Here is a 22,869-nt window from a genome sequence, read left to right on the forward strand (position 1 = left end):
GGGATTTTTTTATGTAAAACTAAGTTATTGGAAATCACCACAACGGTTTTTGCCATAAAATTAAAATAGACAGATCTGTATATTCTAATTTAGGTCGTAATTTTTATAGTCTGTGGAAATTGAAAAATATCACAATTCGCTCCACCTCCAATTCGATCTACCACTGCAAAATCACTTGGTGCCTCAAAGGTAAGCAAAGGATGATGCCATGTGCCTGCCCGATAATTGATACTTTGCTTCCCATTTGAAACAAATGCACATAGCTTTGAAATGTCGGGAGTATTCTCGTCTAAAGCGGGCGCGACAATAATTAAAAACTTTTGTTGCTGTAATGGAATAAATGCCTGAGACCCCTTGGGATGGCGCTCTAGCATTGAAATTTCCAGAGGTAGTACACTGGCCTTAATATTACGGAAAATACTAATTCCTGCCTTTGCTTCCCCTTCAATTTCAGTTTCAACGAGCGCATGGTAGCGCTCGGTGTGGGCATCGTTAATATGAAAAAAGTCATGCCCGTCGCAACAGATGACCTCTCCGAAGGACTGAAAGTTTTCAATTGTTAAAGGCTGAATTTGAACATTCTTCATGATCATGGCTTGGCAATTTTTCCCCATAAACGAACACGACTAATACCACCGTCTGGAATCATGTTAATGCGAATATGAGAGATTTTTTCATGCTGTAAAATCTCATTCACATATTCATGAATATGGTCCATTTGCATCGGTTGAGCTTCAAGTAAATAAGACCAGAACATACTTTGTGGAATCAGCTGTGCATCGGTAGCATTTTCAAGGTAAACCGCTTGAATGGATACTTGGGCAGGGAAGTTCCCTTTAAAGTGAGCCGTATCAATTTCAAGTTTCTCAATTTTTCCGCTTTTACCTAACGAAAGAATACACCAGTCATAACCCGGAGCTCGGCGGCGTTTGGTTTCCCATCCATCGCCCATGTTGACGCCACGACCGGGGTTAATCAAATTACGCGGATGTCCAAAGTGCGCATCGCTATAGGCAACTACGCGGCCACCATTTTCAAGGGCTAATAAATCAAGAGTTTGCTCGCTATCAGTCACCTGAATATGAACGTCTCCATAGACACGTAAACGGGCAATACCACCATCTGGGAAAATATTGAGGCGTATATGAGTGAAAAGTGCATCATTATTGACCATAAAAATATGATGCTGGCTTGGGCCGAGTTCCGTATTTCCTAAAAGACTCTCCCATTTTGCCCCTGTAAGGTCACCATTTGGTGCATAACATGCTTCTAATGATGCAGATGCAGGATAATTTCCTGTAAAAAAGCTGGTATCAATATCAAGTGCACTGATTTTTCCAGTCACACCAAGTTTCACAATGCACCAGTCATAACCTGCGTGACGTTTACGACGCGTTTCCCAACCGTCCATCCATTTGCCGTTATCATCAAATTTATCTTCAACAAAAATAGGTGCATCAAATTGCAGCATACGCTTTGCTTCTGCAAAGAAATCATCTGAACACTCAATGACTTGTGCACCAATTCGGGCATCAGCCAAATTGGTTTTCGTATTCAAAATTTCAGGAAGTTCAAATGCTGGGGCGTGCAATGTTGCCATAGTGGATTATCCGTATTTCTTGTTAAAAACATGATTTTTCATTTAAAACTGCGCCAACACGGAGCGTGCTGAGACGAGTTTTACACCTAAATATATAAGCATGGTGCATGCCAGTTTTGTGGAAAAGCTAAATAAATTTTGAAGGATGGCATGTTTTTAGCATAAGCACTCTATAGGTGAATATCTATAGGAGCGTGTTATGAATGTGGTGATTATTGGTGCGGGAATGGGAGGTCTAACCACAGGCATTGCATTAAAAAAATTTGGTCACCAAGTTCGTATTTTTGAGCAAACTGAAAAGATTCTTCCAGTTGGCGCTGCAATTTCGCTGTGGTCGAATGGTGTGAAATGTCTAAACTATCTGGGATTAACTGACAAAATTGCCAAACTTGGTGGACAAATGGATGATTTGGCCTATGTGGATGGTCTAACTGGAGATGTGATGACACAATTCAGTTTACTACCATTAATTGAAGAAGTAGGCCAAAGACCTTATCCAGTTGCACGTGCCGATTTACAAAATATGCTGATGGATGAATTTGGCAGAGATCAGATTTATTTAGGCAAAAAAATGGTTAGCCTTGAAGACAAAGCTGATTTTGTTGAGGTCCATTTTGCAGATGGCAGTTCAACGCAGGCTGATCTATTAATTGGGGCTGACGGTACTCACTCACTTACACGAACCTATGTTTTGGGCCAACAAGTACAGCGCCGTTATGCGGGTTATGTGAACTGGAATGGCTTGGTTGAAATATCTGAAGATTTAGCCCCAGCTCAGCAATGGACGACTTATGTGGGGGAAGGCAAGCGAGCTTCTTTAATGCCAGTTGCAGATGGCAAGTTCTATTTCTTTTTAGATGTGCCTTTGCCAGTAGGTCTAGACAATGATCGTGATGACTATAAAAAACTTTTAAAACAATATTTTGCGGATTGGTGTTTGCCAGTACAGCAACTCATTGAGCGCTTAGACCCGCAAAAGACCAATCGGGTAGAAATCCATGACATTGAACCGTTTACACAATTTTATAAAGGTCGTGTGGTGATTTTGGGTGATGCTGCACACAGCACGACACCTGATATTGGTCAAGGCGGTTGCCAAGCAATGGAAGATGCGATTTATTTAGCACGTTCTCTGCAAATTAACACTTTAGGTGTCGAAGATGCTTTACGTCGCTATCAAAACAAGCGTAATGAACGTGCAAATGAGTTGGTACTTCGTGCGCGTAAACGCTGTGATGTGACTCATATGAAAGATGAAAGCGTTACTCAAGCGTGGTATGCAGAATTACGCCGTGAACAAGGCGGACATATTATGCAGGGAATTATTAGCAATATTGTAGGTAATCCACTCGATTAAAACAAAAACAGCAAGGAATTTTCCTTGCTGTTTTATCTTCTAAATCATAATTTTAGAAGTGGTATTTAACCAATGCGCTGACGTTATTTTCGTCTGCACCTTTAATACCGAATTTGTTATTCCACACAGAATGCTCAATACCGAGGTATAGACGTGTGTCAGGAGAAATGTGTTTACCTACATTCCATTTCCATTGTGTTGTCCAGTTCAACTCGCTGGCATGGTCGCCTTCAGCAGTTGACCAGTCAAGGAAACCATCTACCAAGAAATCTTCAGATCCTAATTTTAATGGAACACCGTAAACGAATGTCATTTGATAATCGTCGTCAGTTTTCTCATTATTCGCGCGGTAGAAGTTTAAATTCGCATATTGGAAATATGGGATATCTAAGTCAACTGCAAAACCATAAAGGAAGTTGTCGAAGTTATTGCCGTTTTCACTGTTACTTTCCCAAGTGGTACTAATTAACACATCTTTAATTGGACCATACGCCAGTTTTTTCCCAGACACTTCGCCTAAGCTTAAACGTGGTGATAACTCAAAGTAAGTACTCTTGTGGTCATTTTCACCGCGCATGCGGTCCATGAAGAAAAATACATCAGCGTATTTAACTTTCGCAGCATATTCCAAAGTAATCGTGGTTTCTTTGTCATCTACAACTTCATAGTTCTCACCATAAAGTCCAGTCACACTAAAATCTTGCCAAATTGGTTTTGCCTGAACCATGGCAGTTGCAGATAACAAGGCACAAGTCGCCGCAAGTTGCTTTAATTGCATTTAAATGATCTCCCCCCAAATAAAGCACGCTAAGGATACAGGGTCTTAAGCAAAAATGAAGCCAAATTTGATCAACGGTTAAAAAAAAGCCCACCGAAGTGGGGCGCTAAAAACTAAATCTTTAATGAGTATTTCTTGTGTTTATTGTTTGGCTTAAATGTGGGGTACGCGAGCCGCGAAATGAGGGTAAATGATTAAATAATAAATTCAACAAGATAGCAAAGATACATGTTGAACTAATGCCCGAATGGAACAAAGTTTGTACCCAAACTGGAAAATGAGCATAAAATTCATGGTTAATAATTGGGATCATCCCTGCTGATAAAGCGGTCGCGACAATAATCAAATTTTTCTGATCGTTATAATCTATTTTTGCCAAAGTGCGAATTCCACTCGCTGCAACTGACCCAAACAAGACCAAACCTGCACCACCAAGTACGGGCATTGGAATCGCGGCAATCAAACGACCCATAATGGGGAGTAGTCCCAAAATAATGAGAATGACACCACCGGCTGCGACTACAAATCGGCTTTTGATGCCAGTAATTGCAACTAACCCAACATTTTGGGCAAAAGCACTTTGCATGAACGAACCAAAAATAGGCGCAAAAGCACTCGAAAACATATCGGCACGTACGCCATTGGCGATCCGTTTCGAATCGACTTCAGTTCCTACAATGTCTCCGACAGCAATAATATCGGCTGTGGTTTCAGTCATAATGACCAAGGTTACAATCAACATCGACAAGATTGCACTAAGCTCGAAAGTCGGTAAACCAAATGCAAATAAGTGTGGGAATTGGAGCCATGCGCCTGAACTGACCTGACTAAAATCACCAAAACCCATAAAGTAGGCGAGGGTGGTGCCAGCAGCAATAGCCAACAAAATTGATAAGCGGCGAATGCTTGCTTGCGGCAGCATATTTAGAACAATCACAATACCTAAGGTTAGTAAGGCTAAAGAGATATTTTCTACGCTACCCCAGTCAGGTGCTTTGTTGTTGCCACCCATCATCCAGCGAATCGCAACGGGTAACAGAGATAGCCCAATAATGGTGATGACGCATCCGGTCACAACGGGTGGGAAAAAACGAATAATTTTTGAAAAGTAAGGCGCAAGGCACAGTCCAATCAGAGATGCGACAATCACCGCACCGTAGACAGCAGGTAATCCGCCACCTGTAGTAATAATGGCTACCATGGTAGCCACGCCAGCAAAAGATACGCCCTGTACCAGAGGTAATTTTGCGCCTAGATATTTCGTTCCAATGGTTTGAATCAGTGTCGCCAATCCCCCAACAAATAGGGCAGCTGCAATGAGCATTCCGACTTGTGCTGAGCTTAAGCCAGCTGCTGTTCCAATAATAAGTGGCGGGGCTACAATGCCACCATACATGGTCAGCACATGCTGTAAGCCGTAAGCAAAACTTTTGGAAATTCCTAAATATTCATGCTCTGGAGAAATCGCATTTTTTTGCTGATGATTCATATTTTTCTCCTATTTATAATTGAATTAACTACCGCGATAAGTGGAGTAAGCAAACGGGCTGATCAGTAATGGAATGTGATAATGCTGATTGATGTCTTCTACAAAAAATTGAATACAAACACGTGGGAAAAAAGTTTTAATTTGCTGCGATGAAAAATAAGGCGCAATCTCAAATTCAAGTTGATAAGCACCTGCTGCAAAGTCTGTTATTTCAAAATCACCCACTCGACCGTCTGGATTAGTGGTTGCGGTTGCAATCAACTCATGGGTTTCTGCATGAAACAACTTCACTTCTACTTGTGCAGCTGGTTTGCCTAAATTCGTATCTAAAATATGAGTGCTGATCATGCTTGTATTTCCTGAGATAGACGTAATAGAGCAATCGCTGAGAGTTGCTGATGTACAATTACTTTTTCGATAGCTAAGTCATGTTGTAAACGTTCTTGTAGCTTTTTTAAAATCTCATCGCTACTGAGGCCCGCTGCTTTAATTAAAAAAATAAAGCCAAACTTTTGTTCATAATCGAGGTTGCCTTGTAGCAGCGCTTGTTGCGTTTGTTCATCTAAAGAAATGCCAGCTTGTTCCTGATTTGAAAAATGTTGCTCTTTTGCATTGAGTTGTTTTTTTGCTTGTCGTTCACCAATTTTTGGATGGGTTGCTAAAGCAGTTTCAATGTCTTGCCATGACCACATTTGACTTAAATTTTCTGCATGCTCTAAAAGAGATGCTTTTGATGAATAGGGACGTCCTGAAGTGATTTTCTCGGCCCATGCTGGAATGTGGACACAGTTTTTTAACAAAGTCTTGAGTTGTTCGGGTGGGGCTTGATTAAACTCGGCTAAAAACACTGTTATTCCTAAACTCGTTGTCGTGATACAGAGTTTTAGCAATAACAGTGCCAAGAGGGGTTCATGATTCGCTTATGAATTTGGAAAATTAAAAAATCAATTATTTAGTTATGTGATTTTTATACCAATGTTCAGCAATGTCTTGACGACTACATATCCAGACTCGATCGTGCATTTGAATATAGTCGAGAAACTTTTGTAGTGCTTTAAAACGGCCTGGGCGCCCTAAAATACGGCAATGCATTCCAATCGACATCATTTTTGGTGCATTTTCTCCCTCTGCATACAGCACATCAAAACTATCTTTTAAATATTGAAAAAATTGTTCTGAACTATTAAATCCACCCGGTGAGCAGAATTTCATATCGTTACATTCCAGAGTATACGGAATAATCAGATGAGGACGTGATGCACCCGCAGCATTGGTGAGAGTCGTCCAAAAAGGCAGATCATCGCCATAATAATCAGAGTCGTATTGAATTTGCGGGAATTCTGCAAGTAATTGACGTGTATTAGGGCTATCACGTCCGGTGTACCAACCGATCACTTTATTTCCAAACAAGTTTTCTAAAACAGATAGAGCTTGTTCTATATGCTGTTTTTCTAACTCAATATCAGTATCTTGATAGTGAAGCCAACGGTAACCATGAGAAACGACATCATAATCAGCTTGCTTAATCGCCTCTACAATATAAGGATTGCGGACAAGTGCCATTGCAACTCCAAAAATGGTCATTGGAAGTTTGCGCTTTTGGAATTCATTATGAATGCGCCAAAAACCAGCACGTGAACCATATTCGTACATCGAGTCCATCGACATATGTTTGGCTGGGTAACTTGCAGCACCAATAATCTCCGATAAAAACTGTTCTGAGCCATCATCGCCGTGCTCAATATGTTTTTCGCCACCTTCTTCATAATTAAGAACAAATTGCACTGCAATCTTGGCATTGTTAGGCCATTTAACTTGTGGAGGCTGTCCGTGATAACCGATCAAATCACGTGAATAAGGAGACTTTTGAATTTGCTCAATGAGCTCGGCTCCAGATAGATAAGATTTGGACACGATTGCTCTCCTTTTGTTCAATTTTTCATAAATATTTAAAAAATCAGCTTGCATATTTTTATAGATGGACTGATATTGAAGATATGAAGATCTTCAAAATAAATTAAAACCAGTACGTTTAAGTCAGGAGATAACAAACCATTACACCATCAAAATGTACAATTGAAGTCAGTTCATGCATGCTTAAAACATGCCAACATAAAAAAGTTTTGCATAGAAAAGATCCACAGTAAGAAAGAGAGGATGGTATTTATGAATATTGAAATCCGCACAGATAAAAACATCCATAACAGCGAACGTTTAATTACTTATGTACGTGCAGAACTTACTCAAGAATTCCAACGTCATAGCGAACGTATTACGCATTTTTCGGTTCATTTTAGTGATGAAAATGGGGACAAAGGTGGTGACAAAGATATCCACTGTATGATTGAAGCGCGTCCTTCAGGTTTAAAACCGGTTGCAGTGCACCATAAAGCAGGAAATATTGACGCTTCAATTCATGGCGCGATTGAAAAATTAAAACGTAGCCTCGAACATACTTTTGAGAAAAAAGAACACCCGAGAGGTGGGCAACCAGAATTCATTGATGATGAAGTTTAATTGAAAATGCTAAAAAGCCCTTCGGGGCTTTTTTTATATTTGATGAAAATAAAACTATTCACAACATTAGGTTTGCAATGCGATGCAATCAACCTCTAAAATCTGGAGAAGAGATTAGGCATAATAGCCCTAATATATTTTTGAGAGATGGTCATGTTAACCACCCAGCAGCAAGCTTTAATTAAAGCCATAGAAGAATTAGAACTCGCGCAAGTGCAGAAATTACTTGCTGACGGACTTGATCCGAACTTTATTGATCCGGAGCAAGGACCACCTGTATCAATTATCTGTGACGGAATTTTTAAATGGTGGGAAAATGTATCGGAAGCTTATGAAGCAGGTACACCATTATCAAAAGAAGAGAAGCAACAAGCATTACAAGTTTATCTCGATATTCTTGAAGCCCTAATTCAAGCTAAAGCCAATGTACACCTTTGGGATGCAGAAGAGTTTTATGGTCCGTTATGGGATGCTGCAAGCTCGGCATGTGCTCCAGCTGTTCAACGTTTACTCGATGAAAAAGTTGATCCAAACTCACGTGATGAAGAAGGACTCACCGTTTTATCTTCAATCAGTCAGTTGTTCTTTGATTGTGATTTTGATGAAATAGATTGGTCAGAATCACTTGAAGAAGAGCGTGAAACATTAGAGTTATTGCGCCGTCATGGGGCTAAAATGACAAAAGAATTAACTACTTGATTGGACATTAAAATGAAAATAGTACAAATTTTAACTTTTGCCCTTACAACTGTTGCTGCCGGAAGTACTTTCGCAGCAGAGTTTTCCTTTGACCGTCCTGGAGCAGGCTTCGGAACAGGTATTACACCAGTGGGTAAGTTAGCTTGGGAACAAGGTTTACCTAGTGCGACTTATACAGAGTCGACTGTCGATGGCGTTAAAGAAAAGACCGTAACTGTAAATGAAGATATGCTATTCCGTACAGGTTTGGCTGATGGCTTAGAATTACAATTAGGTTGGCAAGGTCCAGCATGGACTCAAACCAAACGTGCTGGTAAAAAAACTGACAATTCAGGCTTTGGTGATGTAAGCATCGGTTTGAAAAAAGCAATTGATCTCGATGATGAAAACTTATCAATGGCTGTGTTAGCTCAGGCTGTCATTGCAACTGGTAATGATGAATTTACTGCGCATGATGATATTTATAGCCTAAGCTCAGCAGTGGCTTATAAATATGATGACTTGATTGATACCTCAATTACCATGCGTTACGAAGTGCAAAACAGTAATTGGGCTGTGACTGCAATTCCAGCAATCAACTATAAGATCGCTGGTAAACTTTCTGGATATTCTGAATTCATTTACCGTAAAGCTGAAAGCCAAGACTATGAATACGGTTTAGGTACAGGTTTAGTTTACGCTGTAAATAATCGTACTCAGCTTGACGCAAGTATCGGGGTCGATTTAGAAGGTCAAGATAAGAGCTACAACGGTGGCTTAGGCGTGGCGTTCTTGTTCTAATCGAAGCAATTTAAATTTATGTTAATGAAAAAGCTTATTCATCAGGGAATTCTTTATTTTCTAGCCGTTGCTGTTTGTGTGTTTAGCCAGTTGGTTTTCGCACAAGACAAGCTGCTCTCGCCCGAACAAGCTTTTTCATTTTCGGTTGAATCTTCTGAGCCGCATACTGCGAGTTTATCTTGGCAGATTCAGCCAAATTACTATCTATATCAGCATAAATTTACCGTACAACAAGGTACTCAACCTTTAGCTTTAAAATTACCTCAAGCGATTGCCCAATATGATGAAAATTATGGGCAAAGTCAGGTTTACTACCATCAAGTTAATTTCAAAATTAAAACCAAGGCTTCAGAGCACTATAGTGTGACTTGGCAGGGCTGTGCCAAAGATCGTATTTGTTATCCGCCACAAACCATTGAGTTTCAAACTGATGCAGATGGCTTGGTTGGTGTGCAGAACCAAGCAGGAACAGCACCAAAACGATTGCTAGATTTGGCAAATACTCAACCGGAAGCTTCCTCAGATTCAAAACTTTTAGAAAAAGAGCAGAGTACAGAGCCTGTAATAGATCCATCTACGCCACAAATTGCACAAGATCAGATCTGGTCAGCTAAGTTAATTGAGCACTCACTTTGGTATGGGATTTTATTATTTCTCGGTTTAGGCATGTTGCTCGCATTTACGCCATGTTCTTTACCGATGTTGCCTATTTTAACTTCGCTAATTATTCGAGAACATAAAGGTCTAAAAGCTTGGACCATTGCACTTACTTTTGTTTGCAGCATGGCATTGGTCTATGCAGGTTTAGGTTTAATTGCTTCTTCAGCAGGCTTAAATTTTCAGCGCTGGTTACAACAGCCTGCGACTTTAATTGCTTTTAGTTTGTTGTTTATTGTATTTGCTCTGAACCTATTTGGCTTGTTTGAGATTCGTTTACCGCAAACATGGTTAAACCGACTTGACCGTATTCAGTCGATGCAACAAGGCGGCACTTTAGTCGGTGCGGGAGTCATGGGTGTGGTCTCTGCACTCTTGGTCGGTCCTTGTATGACTGCACCTCTCGCTGGAACTTTATTATTTATTTCTCAAACACAAAACCAATGGCAAGGTGCTTTGCTTTTATTCTGTTTAGGTTTTGGAATGGGAATTCCCTTATTGCTTGCGAGCATTTTAGGGGCAAAATTCTTGCCTAAAGCAGGTGACTGGATGCATCAGATTAAAGTGATTTTTGCTTTTCTGATGTTGGGTTTAAGCCTCTATTTTATTCGTCCTTTATTGCCAGATTGGGGCATGCAAGTACTTAGTTTAGTACTGGGCCTCGCTTTTATAGCCTATGCTGTTTATCAGTTTTTCTGGAAAAAAGGGCAGCTACAATGGCTCTACGCGATCTTATTATTAATCGTTACCCCTTTTGTAGCCTATAACCAATATCAACATATTCAAAATCGAACTTTGCAAAGTTCTGACCACATGGCCGAGTGGCATGTTGCGACTAGCGCTGTAGACTTCCAAAAGATTTTAGCAGCAGCGCCTACTGATCGGGCTATTGTGGTTGATGTATATGCCGATTGGTGTGTTGCTTGCCAACCAATTGAGCACCGTATTTTAAAAGCACCTGAGGTGCAGTCTGCTCTTGCACCTTACTATTTAATTAAGCTTGATTTGAGTCATTATGACCAGTCACATGAAGCGCTACTCAAACAATGGAATATTTTGGGACCACCGACCTATCTATTTTTAAGCCCAGAGCAAAAAGAGATTCGTGCTCTACGCTTAACGGGTGCTTTTAGTCAGCAAGAACTTTTGCAACAACTTGCGAGTTTGGCAAAGCTCAAAGAATCATAAGGTATCAATAGTTTCGGTCTGATGAAATGTACGTACCTGATTACGGCCTGAAGCTTTTACCGCATAGAGAGCTTGGTCAGCCTGTCGAATAACAAGATAAGGGTCCTGTGCAAAAGCTGAACTGCTTATTCCAAAACTTGCACTAATATGAATAGGATTATTTTGGGTGCTAAAGACAGGTAATTCTTGTAAAGCACAGCGACAACGCTCAGCAATTTTTTCTGCTTGAATGATATCGGTGTGGGGAAGTAATAAAATAAATTCCTCTCCACCAAATCGACCAATAATATCCTCACTACGTAAGTTCTCAGAAAGACATTGAGCGATTTCAATTAAGACCTGATCACCTTGGTGATGGCCATATATATCATTAATTTTTTTAAAATGATCGATATCAAGAAGTACCACAGCATAATCAAATTGCTGTTGGTGTAGCGACTCTAAATGCGTATTTAAACTACGTCTATTTAATACATTAGTTAATGGATCAAGTTGGCTTAAACGTTGAATATAAGTTTCGCGCTGACGCCATTGGGTGAGTAATATTTCAAATAAAATAAAACATGCCAATAAAATGGGCATAATAAAAAAAGCCATGCTTCCTAACCAAAATGGATTGGTTTGAGCACGTTGCATGGCAATCAGATTAAATAAGGGGGCGTAAGGCAAAACACCTTTCATACTCAAATAAGTACATACCGTTAAAATAATTGTCGCAGGTACAAGAGCGCTATAAACAATTTTTCGATCAAATAATACCAGACCTACCCCAATCGTGCCGACATAACCGACCATAGTGGCGGGGCTAATGCTGCCAATTAAATATCCATCGTGGCATAGCATGAGCGTAAAAAATTGCACACTCACTAAAGGAATAATTCGTTGAGCCCATTCATCATTTTTATAGCGATAGCAGGGGATAATTAAAAAAGCCAACAAAAATAAGGTTAATAAATTGAACCAGATTTGCGACTCAACTAAAGGTAAATGTGTCCATTGCCAGACACTAGGGGTAATTAGAATATAGCCTTTCCATAAAATCCAACTGAAATTCATTGCACAGGCAAGTGTAAGCATCAGTGCGCTTTTTTGTAGTGGCGTCCAGTTGATGATGTGATTATTGTAGATGAAATCGATTATCACCTGTTTTATTCTATTTACGGGATGAGTGATTAAACGATTTTTCATAGTAAGTAAGGCCTCCTAAATATAGATGCCTCTTTGTTGGACCATCCTAAAATTGGACTGTTTAAATAATTTATATTTTAAACATAACATGATTTTCAATTTATACATGATGAATTTTTATAAAGAAAATGATGTGAAAAGTTTTATTCACTGTTCACATCATTTATAGATAAATTAAGTTTTATCGAGTTCGTGGGCAAATTCAGCAATATCTGCCAATGCTTGTTTGGCTTCATCAAACCATGCATTAAACATCTGGAAGTTATGCCACATGCCTGTATAAAGTTTGAATTGAACTTTAACGCCAGCATCTTCAGCTTTTTCTCTAAAACGTTTGGCATCGTCTAATAAGATTTCTTTAGACCCCACTTGAACCAAAGTGGGTGGTAGGCCATGCAAGTCATCGAAAATAGGTGAAACACGTGGGTCATCAGCTGCAATATGATTGCCTATATAGTACTGAGTTCCTGTTTGCAGCGCTTCAATAGAGAGTAAGGCATCATGTTTTTTATTGAATCTGAGCGACTCGCTGGTTAGGGTTAAATCCAAAAATGGAGATAGCAAAATCAGGCCACTTGGCATGAGCTCAGGTTGTTCTTTTAAACGTAAGCAAAGTGCTAGCGCTAAATTTGCTCCGCATGAATCACCTGACAAAATAATATCTTTAGGCTGAACACCTTGTACTACTAAAGATTGATAGATGTCATATAGGGCTTCAGTTGCCTCAGGATAAGGATGCTCTGGTGCAAGTGGATAGTCCACATGAATAATCTGCATTTGAGTACGGGCAGCTAAATCCGTCATGAAAGCATGGTGTGTTTTGACACTGCCAAGAAAAAAAGCGCCGCCGTGAATATGAAAAATCAGTTGAGTGGCAGAATCTTGTGGTTTGATTTCTTCACCTTTAATGCCTGCTAGTCGAATTGGGCGTACAGAAACATTTTTTTGTGTTGGGAAAGCACGACACATCTGATCTAGAACGGGACGTAAGGCGGTAGCCGGCAAATTTAGCTGACTTGGCTTGCGAATTGTTGTTTTAAGAAAAGTTTCTGTAAAATAATATTTCCAAACATTTGATATATTCATAGAGCATCCATTTTTATGCTAGTTTCTTGTTTTCTTGTAAATTTTATTTTGCAAGATTACAAGGTTACACGAAACAGTCACATTCAAAAATTGCAATATCTTTGCGACTTCTGAATACTAAAAATCTTGAAAGACCCAAGGATATTACAAAAATGAAAAAGATTGCTTTAGCTTTAGGACTCATTGGTATGGCTGCATTTGCCAATGCGGCTGATTCACTCAATGGAACGGTGTGGAAAACGATTGATGATCAGACCAACAAGCCAAAAGCCGTAGTGAAATTTACGGAACAGAAGGACGGAACCTTAACTGCAACCATTCAAAACATTTTGACACCAGGCGAAGAAAACGCTTGTACAAAATGTGAAGGTCCGTATAAAAACAAACCACTTAAAGGTGTCACCATTGTACATAATTTAAAAAATGTAGGTGGTAACAGTTATGAAAACGGTACGATTTTAGACCCAAAATCAGGTAAAACTTACAAACTGAAAGGTGAGTTAACCGATGGCGGTAAAAAGCTTAAATTACGTGGTTATATTGGCGTTTCTGCACTTGGTCGTAACCAAACATGGATTCGCGCTAACTAAAAGTTTTAATAAAAAAACGAGCCCTATGGCTCGTTTTTTTATGCTTGGATATTTTGATAGGTAGATTCATCAAAACCTACAATGAAACCTTGTGAGTTTTGTAAAACAGGTCTTTTAATTAAACTAGGTTGAGCAATAAGTGCTTCAATAAGGTTATCTTCACTGCTTAAAGCACGATTTTGTTCTTCTTCTGAAAGCTTGCGCCAAGTCGTTCCTTTTTTATTGAGAACTGTATCTTGCCCAATTTCTTTTAACCAGATCTTTAAAGTATCTGCATCAATGCCTTGTTTTTTATAATCGTGAAAATCATAGCTAAGCGCTTTGGCTTGCAAAGCATCAAATGCTTTTTTCATTGAATTACAGTTTTTAATTCCATAAATTTTTAACATTTTATCGGACCATGTCAAAAAGAGAGAGCACACAGCCTAACCCAAAAAGCTTTTAAGCACTACTTTATACCGATACTTTTAAAACAAATGAAAATTAATGATTAATCGAAAGAGAAATGTCATGTTATTGTCATAAGACAAAGCGATAATGGGCTTAAGAAGAAGAAATTAAAACTAAAAGAACTTAGCGCAAAAAATAAGAGACTAAAAAAGAGAAAACCCGCATTTAATCATCCTGATCATGCGGGTCTCATTTCAACGTCCAATGTCACATCCTTGCAAATAAACTTATCATAAGTTTATTTTATCTTCCTACGGCGTCCTATCCTTTTGCGTCATCCTGACTGCTTCCCTGTGCCGTGCAGCTATAATGCCGTTAAAGCTGTGTAAGAAAAATACTCAAAAACGACATATGCTGTAAGCGAAAACGACAATGCAAGTGAACAAGTGTTCACTTACTCTTGAATTTTATAGTCGATAATAACGGGTGCATGGTCGCTAAACCATTGATCTTTAAAGACCCATGCGTTGGCTACACGTGTTTTCCAGTCTGGTGAACACGCTTGATAGTCAATACGCCACCCTACATTTTTTGCACGAGCTTGACCGCGATTTGACCACCATGAATAAAGTTCTGCTTCTGCGCGAACTACACGGAAGGTATCGACATAGCCAAGTTCATCGTAAATATGGTCAAGCCATGCGCGCTCATGTGGTAAACAACCCGATGATTTCTGATTACCTGACCAGTTTTTAATATCAATTCGTTTATGAACAATATTGTAGTCACCACAAATGATGACTGACTTATTTTCATCCCGCCATTGTTTCAAGATTTTTGCGTATTCACCTAAAAATAAATCTTTACGTGCTTGCGCTTCTTCACCACTTGAGCCTGAAGGTAAGTATAATGATGCAATATGTACCGGATGTGACAAACCTAAATCGAATTCCGCAGAAATAAAACGGCCTTGACTGTCAGCTAGCTCAAACCCTAAACCATCTTTAACAGAGACGAAGGGTAGGCGGCTATATATCGCAGTCCCCGCGTAACCTGCACGCTCTGCTGGAAAGAGATGGGTATGCCATCCTTCGGGTCTAAATTTTTCAGTCCATTGTTCATGGGTAATGCGGCTTTCCTGCATGCATACGACATCGGCATCTGATTGTTCTAACCATTCAAGTAAGCCTTTCGTTACTGAAGAACGTAAGCCATTTACGTTAATGGAAACGACTCGAAGAATTTTTACATCACTTGGATACTGATCCTTTGGTATCATGCGAAAATTTAACCTCAATTGTGAATTTGGAGCACCTCATGACAACGCCTGTGTCATTTCACCCGCAAGCATTTATCGAACTCGCATTATCACGCGGTGTGCTTAAATTTGGTGAGTTTACTTTAAAATCTGGACGCGTGAGTCCTTATTTTTTTAATGCAGGCCTACTCAACGATGGTGAAGCTTTATCTCTTTTAGCGCAAGGCTATGCTGATAAATTAACACAATGCCAAAATGTTGATGTGATTTTTGGACCAGCTTACAAAGGTATTCCATTTGTAGCAGCGACTGCTGTGGCTTTATCGCAAGTCCATAACAAAAGCGTGCCATGGGGCTTTAACCGTAAAGAAGCGAAAGATCATGGTGAGGGCGGTGTTTTAGTTGGTGCTGCGGTTGAAGGTAAAAAAGTCTGGATTATTGATGATGTAATTACCGCAGGTACAGCGATTCGTGAAGTTGTAACGATTTTGAAAAACGCTGGCGCAACTATTGCGGGTGTTTTAGTTGCGTTAGATCGTCAAGAACGTGGTCAAGGTGAGCTTTCTGCAATTCAAGAAGTTCAAAAAGAATTAGAAATTCCTGTGCACGCACTGATTACCATGAAAGATTTAATGGATTATTTAGAAGCGAAAGGCGAAAAAGAAGCGCTAGCAAATATGCAAGCTTATCGCGAAAAATACGGGATCTAAAAAGAAAAAAGCATACCTCTAAAATAGAGGTATGCTTTTTTAATATTTACTTAAAACTGATAATTCAAACGCAATAACACATTACGTGGTGTGCCTGGCATGCTGTCCGAACGCCAGTACTCTTTATTGGTTAGGTTATTTACCGCAAGTGTGACATTCCACGGATCTGCACTATAGCCAATTGCTGCATCGACACGGTTAAAACCTTCCATTTTTACTTGATTATTAATATTTGGATAATAAGAGCCCACATAGGTCACACCCACTTCGGTATACCACTGTTCGGTTGGTAAATAACGAACAAATAAATTACCCGTGTTCTTAGATGTGTTTGCTAAATAGTTGCCTTCTTGTTCAGGTTTTTGCTTGTCTTCTTTTACTTTTGCATCCGTATAGCCATAACCACCGCGGACAAAGACATTATCAAGTACGCGGCCAATAAAACTAAATTCAAGACCACGAGATTGATGCTGACCGGCAGTTGCCCATACATCTGGTTGGTCATTAGGATTTGGTTTATAGCGGATATTATTTTTACGAATATCAAAGACAGAAAATTGAGTATTTAAACGATTATCTAACCATTCGCTTTTTACCCCAACTTCATATTGCTCGTTATATTGAGGCTCTTTATCCATTTTTGCGACATCAGTGCTTCCAGTAACTTGGTTAACACCCATTTGTCCGCCAAATGGTGCAAAGCTCTTAGAGTAAGACGTGTAAAAGCTATGTTCCTGAAGCGGTTGCCATACCAAACCAACATTTGGGCTAAAGCTGCTATCTTTTACATTACGATGTTCATTCGTTAATTTGTTGGTGGTTGAAAAATCGAAGTAATCGTAGCGGACACCCATCATCAGTTTAAGTTGGTCATTTAGACCAATTAAATCTTGAATAAATACGCCGTAAGTTGTGCCTTCATTATAGTTATGTTGTCTCATCTTTAATGGGCCATTGCCACGGCTATATTCACGTTCGCCTGTGAATGGATTAACGTAGCCGTAAATAGAACCATTCTGAGCTTCATTTGCTAAGCGTGGCTCTCGTTGTTCATACGTCCAGTCTGTACCCATCATGATTTGGTGTTCAAGTGAGCCTGTTTTGAACTTGCCCTTAATATCAAATGTATTGGTGGTGGTCTTATTGCTGGTTTGTTGCCAGTAGTAAATTTGATTGATGTAGCCTTTTTTAGTGTTGCATTCTTTACCTTTTAGGTCGTTTCCATCTAACCCACAATAAGTTCCAAAGTAAAAGTGATCAAAGTTTTGTTCTGCTTGTCGGTAACTTGCTGCCCAGTGAAAGTTCCAATCAGGCGCATATTGATAATTCACATCGGTGCGAACCACTTGCAAAATATCATCAACATAATCGCCATCTTGGGCAAATCCCATTTTAATTGAAGTTCCTGCAGGCAAGTTTTCATATGCTGGACCACGATCAGGCACACGACCTAATTTGTCATAGGTATATTGTGTGGTCCAAGTGAGAGTACCATCATCATTTTTATAAGTGAAACTTGGTGAAAACATTTCAATTTTATTTTCAATGCCAGAGCGGAAGCTCCCTGACTCACCATATTCTCCAGTTAAACGTACTGCTAAATTGTCATTAATGACTTGGTTGATGTCAGCCGTTGTTCCGTAGTTGTCGTAAGAACCTGCATAAGCACCAACTGAACTTTTAGAGTCAAAATTGGCGAACTTGCTCACCATATTCACAACCCCACCACCAGCGCTACGGCCATATAAAACAGAAGCGGGACCTTTTAAAATTTCAATACGTTCAATATTGGCTGTACTACGACGTACTTGTCCGCTTTCACGTATGCCATCACGGTAAATATCACCTGTATCGGCACCAAAGCCACGAATCGTGATGCCATCACCGCGCATATCGTAACTGGTTGATACGCCTGGGGTGCCTTGCAGCATAACGCTTAAATCATTCGATCCATAAATTTTATATTTCTGAACATCAATCGTATCGACGGTTTGAGGAATATCTTTTTTGTCTAAACCATTACGTGTGACATTGGCTTTGTCATAGTCGATATAACTTTTAATTGGGTCGAGTTCACTCATGGCTTCAATTTTTATGGTGGGCATGGTCGCTGCAACTTTTGCGGCTGAATCAGTCGCTTCCTCTGCGTAGGCACCTTGAATATTCAAGATCATTAAACTGAGTAAGCTCAGCGGGAAAAGACGCTTAATTTGGGGAGATGATATAGAAATTCTTAACATAAAAATAAAATCAATTAACAAAAATAAAAGTATAAATGATAATTATAATCATTTAATTGTTTAGAATAAAAGAACTATTGCTTTAAAAAATGACATATTTATTTTTTAATAACTATTTTTTAGGAATGTAATGAGTAAATTAAGCAAGCTATGTGAATTAACTTATTAGTTTTTCTTGTTAATTGAGTTTTGGAGAGGGGCTTTTACCAATAAAAACTCCTCTTTGGGATTAAGCATTATTTTTCAGAACATCTAAAATATCCATTTCTGGATCATAATTCTCGTCAATTGTTTTGCAAATTGCTTGTCCAACAATGACATGCGTTCCATTAAAGGTCATGGTTGGTGCTTCATATAATTCCCAACCATGATTGAGTGCTTTAGTCACTCGTGCACAAAAAGCAGAGTCATCAGGGCCAGTTAAATAGCGATAAAGTTTCATGTTTAGCCTTTAAATATAATGTTTTATGCTCATAGTTTAACTGAATTTACTTAAATTCCAGATCAAGAAATAACAGGTAAGGTTTTACTGAAATTAAGAAAAACCAGTGAAAAATCTCAGCTATACTCATGTTAATTTAAATTTTAAGAAGAGCTTGAGCATGCGTGTACTTGTCGTCATGGATCCGATTGAAACCGTAAACCTTAAAAAGGATTCAACCATGGCAATGTTGTGGGCGGCGAGCCGTCGTGGACATGAATTAGGTTATGCATTACAGCAAGATTTATATATCGATCAAGGTAAGGCTTACGGTCTAATTTCACCGTTAAAAGTTTTTGAAGATTACAATCATTACTATGAGCTTGGCGAAAAGAAAAAAGAATCTATCGCAGCTTATGATGTAGTACTCATGCGTAAAGATCCGCCATTTGACATGAATTTTGTCTACACGACTTACGTGCTTGAGCAAGCTGAGCGTGAAGGTTCATGGATTATTAATAAGCCTCAATCATTGCGTGATTGCAACGAAAAACTTTTTGCAACGCAATTTCCAGAATTACAAGTACCTACACTTGTGACCTCACAACAAAGTTTAATTCGTGAATTTATTAAAGAACATGGTGATGTGATTGTTAAGCCGCTTGATGGTATGGGCGGTATGGGGATTTTCCGTTTATACCAAGACGGTGTAAATATTGGTTCTACCTTAGAAATGCTTACAGAGCTAGGCAACCGTCCAATTATGGCTCAGCGCTATATTCCTGAAATTGTAGAAGGGGATAAGCGTATTTTGATGGTGAATGGTGAACCTATTCCTTACTGTCTAGCTCGTATTCCACAAAATGGTGAAGTACGCGGCAACTTAGCGGCAGGTGGTTTAGGGCAAGCGCGTCCGCTTACTGAAAATGACAAGTTGATTGCAGCTAAAATTGGTCCTTTCTTACGCGAAAAAGGTTTAGTTTTTGTAGGCTTAGATGTAATTGGTAATTATGTCACTGAAATTAATGTCACTAGCCCAACGTGTATTCGTGAAATTGATGCTCAATTTGGTACATCAATTGCAGATGATCTATTTGATGTATTAGAAGCTGGACGTTCAGCTTAATTATTATTTCAGGTGGTTTTCCGCGGTATTTATGGGAAATCACCTGAAAATATATGAATTAATAAAATAACAATACTAAATACACCACAGCTTTGTAGGCATATTTTCAAAAAAGCACATCTTTCTGTTATAAACGAGTGAAATTAGCTTTTCGTTAATGAAGCTTTAGGATTAAAATAAACGGCTACAAAAATAGATGACAATTTCCATTGTTTTTTGAGTTGAAGAATTAGACCGTGACCGATTCACAGCAAAGCAAACCTAAACATGTCATGATGATGGCTGCCGGTACAGGTGGACATGTTTTTCCAGCCCTCGCCGTAGCCAAAAAACTTCAACAACAAGGTTGTCAGGTTTCATGGTTAGCCACGCCAACAGGTATGGAAAACCGATTATTAAAAGATCAAAATATTCCAATATATCAAATTGATATTCAAGGTGTTCGTGGCAATGGATTAGTCCGTAAAATTGCTGCACCTTTTAAAATTTTAAAAGCCACTTTAAGCGCAATGCGTTATATGAAACAGCTTAAAGTTGATGCAGTTGCAGGCTTTGGCGGTTATGTTGCGGGACCGGGTGGTTTGGCAGCACGTTTGTTAGGTATTCCTGTACTTATTCACGAACAAAATGCGGTTGCTGGTTTTACCAATGCGCAGTTGTCTCGTGTTGCTAAAGTCGTGTGCGAAGCATTTCCAAATACATTTCCTGCTGGTGGAAAAGTCGTTACAACAGGAAATCCTGTACGTCATGAAATTACAGATATTTTAAGCCCAAAGTGGCGTTATGATGAGCGTGCGCAAGCAGGGCAACCTCTAAATATTCTAATTGTTGGTGGTTCTTTAGGTGCCAAAGCACTCAATGAACGCTTACCTCCAGCATTAAAACAATTACAAGTTCCACTTAATATTTTTCACCAGTGCGGTCAGCAACAAGTTGAGGCAACTCAAGCACTCTATGCAGATGCACCAGCTAATTTAACCGTACACGTTTTGCCGTTTATTGAAGATATGGCAAAGGCTTATAGTGAGGCAGATTTAATTATTTGCCGAGCTGGAGCACTCACGGTAACAGAAGTTGCAACAGCAGGTGTGGCTGCAGTTTTTGTACCACTTCCTATAGCAGTTGATGACCATCAAACTGCAAATGCCAAATTTCTGGCGGATTTCGGTGCTGCAAAAATTTGTCAGCAATCGACTATGACACCAGATGTTCTAAATGAATTGTTCACTTCGCTGATGAACCGCCAGTTACTTACAGAAATGGCAGTGAAAGCGCGTCAACATGCCCAACCAAATGCGACTCAGCATGTGGTTGATCTTATCCAAAAAATGTAATCGGATTTACTATGTCTCCATCAACAGCTGCGAACCAAGCGAAAAAACTGATTAAAGTGCCTGAAATGCGCCGTATCAAACACATTCATTTTGTGGGGATCGGCGGTGCTGGGATGTGTGGCATTGCAGAGGTATTGGGTAACCAAGGTTATAAAATTTCCGGTTCAGACATTAAAGCATCTAAAACTACAGAACAATTAGAGCAAAATGGCATCAAGGTTTATATTGGCCATCAAGCGGAAAATATTAAAAATGCTAATGTGCTTGTAGTTTCTACAGCGATTGATCCAGAAAATCCCGAAATTAAAGCAGCGATTGAGCAACGTACTCCAATCGTACGCCGCGCAGAGATGCTAGGTGAGCTTATGCGTTACCGCCATGGTATTGCTGTAGCTGGTACACATGGTAAGACGACAACGACTAGTCTTTTAACGACTATGTTGGCTGAAGAAAATCTTGATCCAACTTATGTTATTGGTGGTTTACTTAACAGTACAGGCGTAAATGCTGCATTAGGTGAAAGCCGTTTCATCGTAGCGGAAGCTGATGAATCAGATGCATCTTTCCTTTATTTGCAACCAATGGCAGCGATTGTAACGAACATTGATGCTGACCATATGGATACCTATGAAGGTAGCTTTGATAAATTAAAAGATACGTTCGTTCAGTTCCTTCATAACTTACCATTTTATGGTTTGGCTGTCGTTTGTGGTGATGACGCCAACATTCGTGAAATTATGCCGCGTGTAGGCCGTCCAGTCATTACCTATGGTTTTAACGAAGACAACGACATTCGCGCAATTGATGTTGAACAAGATGGGATGCGTTCACACTTCACCGTGTTACGTAAAGGTCGTGAGCCGCTACGTTTAACGATTAATCAACCGGGCATGCATAATATTTTGAATGCTTTGGCTGCTATTGGTGTTGCGACTGATGAAGGTGTTTCTGATGACGCAATTAGCCGTGCTTTAGCAGGATTTAGTGGTGTTGGTCGTCGCTTCCAAGTACAAGGCGAATTCGAACTTGCCGATGGTAACGTTAAGTTAGTTGATGACTATGGACACCATCCGAAAGAAGTAGAAGCTACGATTAAAGCTGCTCGTCAGAGCCATCCGGATCGTCGTTTGGTGATGTTATTCCAGCCACACCGTTACTCTCGTACCCGCGATTGTTTTGATGACTTTATTGAAGTGCTTTCTCAGGTCGATCAATTATTATTATTGGAAGTTTATCCTGCCGGTGAAAAGCCTATTGTAGGTGCAGACAGCCGTACTCTAGCGCGTAGTATTCGTTTACGTGGACAGGTGGAACCGATTTTGGTTGATCCGGTTGAAGGTAATTTACAAAACATCATGCAAAATGTGTTACAACCAAATGACTTGTTATTAACGCAAGGTGCGGGTAACGTGGGAGCAATTTCTGTAGAACTTGCACAACACCATTTGTATGTGAAATAAA

General features: G+C 39.6%; 23 protein-coding genes. 10 read left to right on the top strand and 13 right to left on the bottom strand.

What is annotated here, in order from left to right; translation table 11 throughout:
- Window positions 1–89: 89 nt before the first annotated feature.
- Together F886_RS01550 and alc are read right to left on the bottom strand one after the other, a co-directional pair.
- Window positions 90–593: an ureidoglycolate lyase gene (locus tag F886_RS01550; RefSeq protein ID WP_005300567.1), complete on the bottom strand. Its 504-nt coding sequence runs from the start codon at window positions 591–593 to the stop codon at window positions 90–92.
- Window positions 590–1,600 (bottom strand): allantoicase, encoded by a 1,011-nt coding sequence (alc, locus tag F886_RS01555; protein ID WP_005300569.1) that lies wholly within the window; start codon window positions 1,598–1,600, stop codon window positions 590–592. Before alc ends, F886_RS01550 begins: the two co-directional genes overlap by 4 nt.
- A 199-nt stretch (window positions 1,601–1,799) precedes the next feature.
- Here alc and hpxO point away from each other — a divergent pair, with 199 nt between their 5' ends.
- A complete protein-coding gene (gene hpxO / locus F886_RS01560; protein WP_005300572.1) occupies window positions 1,800–2,957 on the top strand; it encodes an FAD-dependent urate hydroxylase HpxO in 1,158 nt (385 codons plus the stop codon).
- A 52-nt stretch (window positions 2,958–3,009) separates the two neighbouring features.
- Here hpxO and F886_RS01565 read toward each other — a convergent pair whose 3' ends face one another.
- From F886_RS01565 to puuE, 5 genes are all read right to left on the bottom strand, one after another.
- Window positions 3,010–3,735: an outer membrane protein OmpK gene (locus F886_RS01565; RefSeq protein WP_005300575.1), complete on the bottom strand. Its 726-nt coding sequence runs from the start codon at window positions 3,733–3,735 to the stop codon at window positions 3,010–3,012.
- Window positions 3,736–3,856: 121 nt separating this feature from the next.
- Window positions 3,857–5,224: a nucleobase:cation symporter-2 family protein gene (locus F886_RS01570; RefSeq protein ID WP_005300577.1), complete on the bottom strand. Its 1,368-nt coding sequence runs from the start codon at window positions 5,222–5,224 to the stop codon at window positions 3,857–3,859.
- A gap of 24 nt (window positions 5,225–5,248) precedes the next feature.
- The gene (gene uraH, locus F886_RS01575) at window positions 5,249–5,572 is read right to left on the bottom strand and encodes a hydroxyisourate hydrolase (RefSeq protein WP_005300580.1); all 324 of its coding nucleotides are present in this window, start codon (window positions 5,570–5,572) and stop codon (window positions 5,249–5,251) included.
- The gene (gene uraD, locus F886_RS01580; protein WP_005300582.1) at window positions 5,569–6,072 is read right to left on the bottom strand and encodes a 2-oxo-4-hydroxy-4-carboxy-5-ureidoimidazoline decarboxylase; all 504 of its coding nucleotides are present in this window, start codon (window positions 6,070–6,072) and stop codon (window positions 5,569–5,571) included. The genes uraH and uraD overlap by 4 nt, the downstream gene beginning before the upstream one ends.
- A gap of 100 nt (window positions 6,073–6,172) precedes the next feature.
- The gene (puuE, locus tag F886_RS01585) at window positions 6,173–7,138 is read right to left on the bottom strand and encodes an allantoinase PuuE (protein ID WP_005300585.1); all 966 of its coding nucleotides are present in this window, start codon (window positions 7,136–7,138) and stop codon (window positions 6,173–6,175) included.
- Window positions 7,139–7,390: 252 nt separating this feature from the next.
- Here puuE and F886_RS01590 point away from each other — a divergent pair, with 252 nt between their 5' ends.
- From F886_RS01590 to dsbD, 4 genes are all read left to right on the top strand, one after another.
- The gene (locus tag F886_RS01590; protein WP_001019316.1) at window positions 7,391–7,741 is read left to right on the top strand and encodes an HPF/RaiA family ribosome-associated protein; all 351 of its coding nucleotides are present in this window, start codon (window positions 7,391–7,393) and stop codon (window positions 7,739–7,741) included.
- 153 nt (window positions 7,742–7,894) lie between these two features.
- Window positions 7,895–8,440, top strand: a complete 546-nt coding sequence (locus F886_RS01595) for an ankyrin repeat domain-containing protein (RefSeq protein WP_004790092.1) — start codon at window positions 7,895–7,897, stop codon at window positions 8,438–8,440.
- Window positions 8,441–8,452: 12 nt separating this feature from the next.
- Window positions 8,453–9,220 carry a transporter gene (locus tag F886_RS01600; RefSeq protein WP_005300589.1) on the top strand — a complete coding sequence of 256 codons (768 nt, stop codon included), beginning with the start codon at window positions 8,453–8,455 and terminating at the stop codon, window positions 9,218–9,220.
- Window positions 9,221–9,238: 18 nt separating this feature from the next.
- The gene (gene dsbD / locus F886_RS01605; protein WP_005300592.1) at window positions 9,239–11,065 is read left to right on the top strand and encodes a protein-disulfide reductase DsbD; all 1,827 of its coding nucleotides are present in this window, start codon (window positions 9,239–9,241) and stop codon (window positions 11,063–11,065) included.
- Here the strand turns inward: dsbD and F886_RS01610 are convergent.
- Both F886_RS01610 and F886_RS01615 read right to left on the bottom strand, forming a co-directional pair.
- On the bottom strand, window positions 11,060–12,253 hold the full coding sequence (locus F886_RS01610) for a GGDEF domain-containing protein (protein ID WP_005300594.1): 1,194 nt from the start codon (window positions 12,251–12,253) through the stop codon (window positions 11,060–11,062). The two genes, dsbD and F886_RS01610, sit on opposite strands and share 6 nt — an antisense overlap.
- Window positions 12,254–12,427: 174 nt before the next feature.
- Complete coding sequence (locus F886_RS01615; protein ID WP_005300597.1) at window positions 12,428–13,339, bottom strand: alpha/beta hydrolase; 912 nt, start codon at window positions 13,337–13,339, stop codon at window positions 12,428–12,430.
- A gap of 152 nt (window positions 13,340–13,491) precedes the next feature.
- Here F886_RS01615 and F886_RS01620 point away from each other — a divergent pair, with 152 nt between their 5' ends.
- Window positions 13,492–13,929 (top strand): DUF2147 domain-containing protein, encoded by a 438-nt coding sequence (locus F886_RS01620; protein ID WP_002121971.1) that lies wholly within the window; start codon window positions 13,492–13,494, stop codon window positions 13,927–13,929.
- Window positions 13,930–13,967: 38 nt separating this feature from the next.
- Here the strand turns inward: F886_RS01620 and F886_RS01625 are convergent, their stop codons facing one another.
- Both F886_RS01625 and F886_RS01630 read right to left on the bottom strand, forming a co-directional pair.
- A complete protein-coding gene (locus F886_RS01625; RefSeq protein WP_005300598.1) occupies window positions 13,968–14,318 on the bottom strand; it encodes an arsenate reductase in 351 nt (116 codons plus the stop codon).
- A 455-nt stretch (window positions 14,319–14,773) separates the two neighbouring features.
- Window positions 14,774–15,598 (bottom strand): exodeoxyribonuclease III, encoded by an 825-nt coding sequence (locus F886_RS01630; RefSeq protein WP_005300601.1) that lies wholly within the window; start codon window positions 15,596–15,598, stop codon window positions 14,774–14,776.
- 38 nt (window positions 15,599–15,636) lie between these two features.
- Between F886_RS01630 and pyrE the strand changes: the two genes are divergently transcribed.
- Window positions 15,637–16,287 (top strand): orotate phosphoribosyltransferase, encoded by a 651-nt coding sequence (gene pyrE, locus F886_RS01635; RefSeq protein ID WP_005300604.1) that lies wholly within the window; start codon window positions 15,637–15,639, stop codon window positions 16,285–16,287.
- A 50-nt stretch (window positions 16,288–16,337) separates the two neighbouring features.
- Here the strand turns inward: pyrE and F886_RS01640 are convergent, their stop codons facing one another.
- Window positions 16,338–18,527 (bottom strand): TonB-dependent receptor, encoded by a 2,190-nt coding sequence (locus tag F886_RS01640; protein ID WP_005300608.1) that lies wholly within the window; start codon window positions 18,525–18,527, stop codon window positions 16,338–16,340.
- Between the two features lie 229 nt (window positions 18,528–18,756).
- Window positions 18,757–18,969 carry a DUF1737 domain-containing protein gene (locus F886_RS01645; protein WP_002122004.1) on the bottom strand — a complete coding sequence of 71 codons (213 nt, stop codon included), beginning with the start codon at window positions 18,967–18,969 and terminating at the stop codon, window positions 18,757–18,759.
- Between the two features lie 160 nt (window positions 18,970–19,129).
- Here F886_RS01645 and gshB point away from each other — a divergent pair, with 160 nt between their 5' ends.
- The 3 genes from gshB to murC all read left to right on the top strand — a co-directional run bounded on the left by gshB (window position 19,130) and on the right by murC (window position 22,868).
- Window positions 19,130–20,074, top strand: coding sequence for a glutathione synthase (gshB, locus tag F886_RS01650; RefSeq protein WP_005300610.1), 945 nt, complete (start codon window positions 19,130–19,132; stop codon window positions 20,072–20,074).
- A gap of 236 nt (window positions 20,075–20,310) precedes the next feature.
- Window positions 20,311–21,408 (top strand): undecaprenyldiphospho-muramoylpentapeptide beta-N-acetylglucosaminyltransferase, encoded by a 1,098-nt coding sequence (murG, locus tag F886_RS01655; protein WP_005300613.1) that lies wholly within the window; start codon window positions 20,311–20,313, stop codon window positions 21,406–21,408.
- Window positions 21,409–21,419: 11 nt separating this feature from the next.
- Window positions 21,420–22,868, top strand: a complete 1,449-nt coding sequence (gene murC / locus F886_RS01660; protein ID WP_003654096.1) for a UDP-N-acetylmuramate--L-alanine ligase — start codon at window positions 21,420–21,422, stop codon at window positions 22,866–22,868.
- The last annotated feature ends 1 nt before the right edge of the window (window position 22,869 follow it).

It is taken from the genome of Acinetobacter sp. NIPH 542 (assembly GCF_000369825.1).
GTDB lineage: Bacteria > Pseudomonadota > Gammaproteobacteria > Pseudomonadales > Moraxellaceae > Acinetobacter > Acinetobacter oleivorans.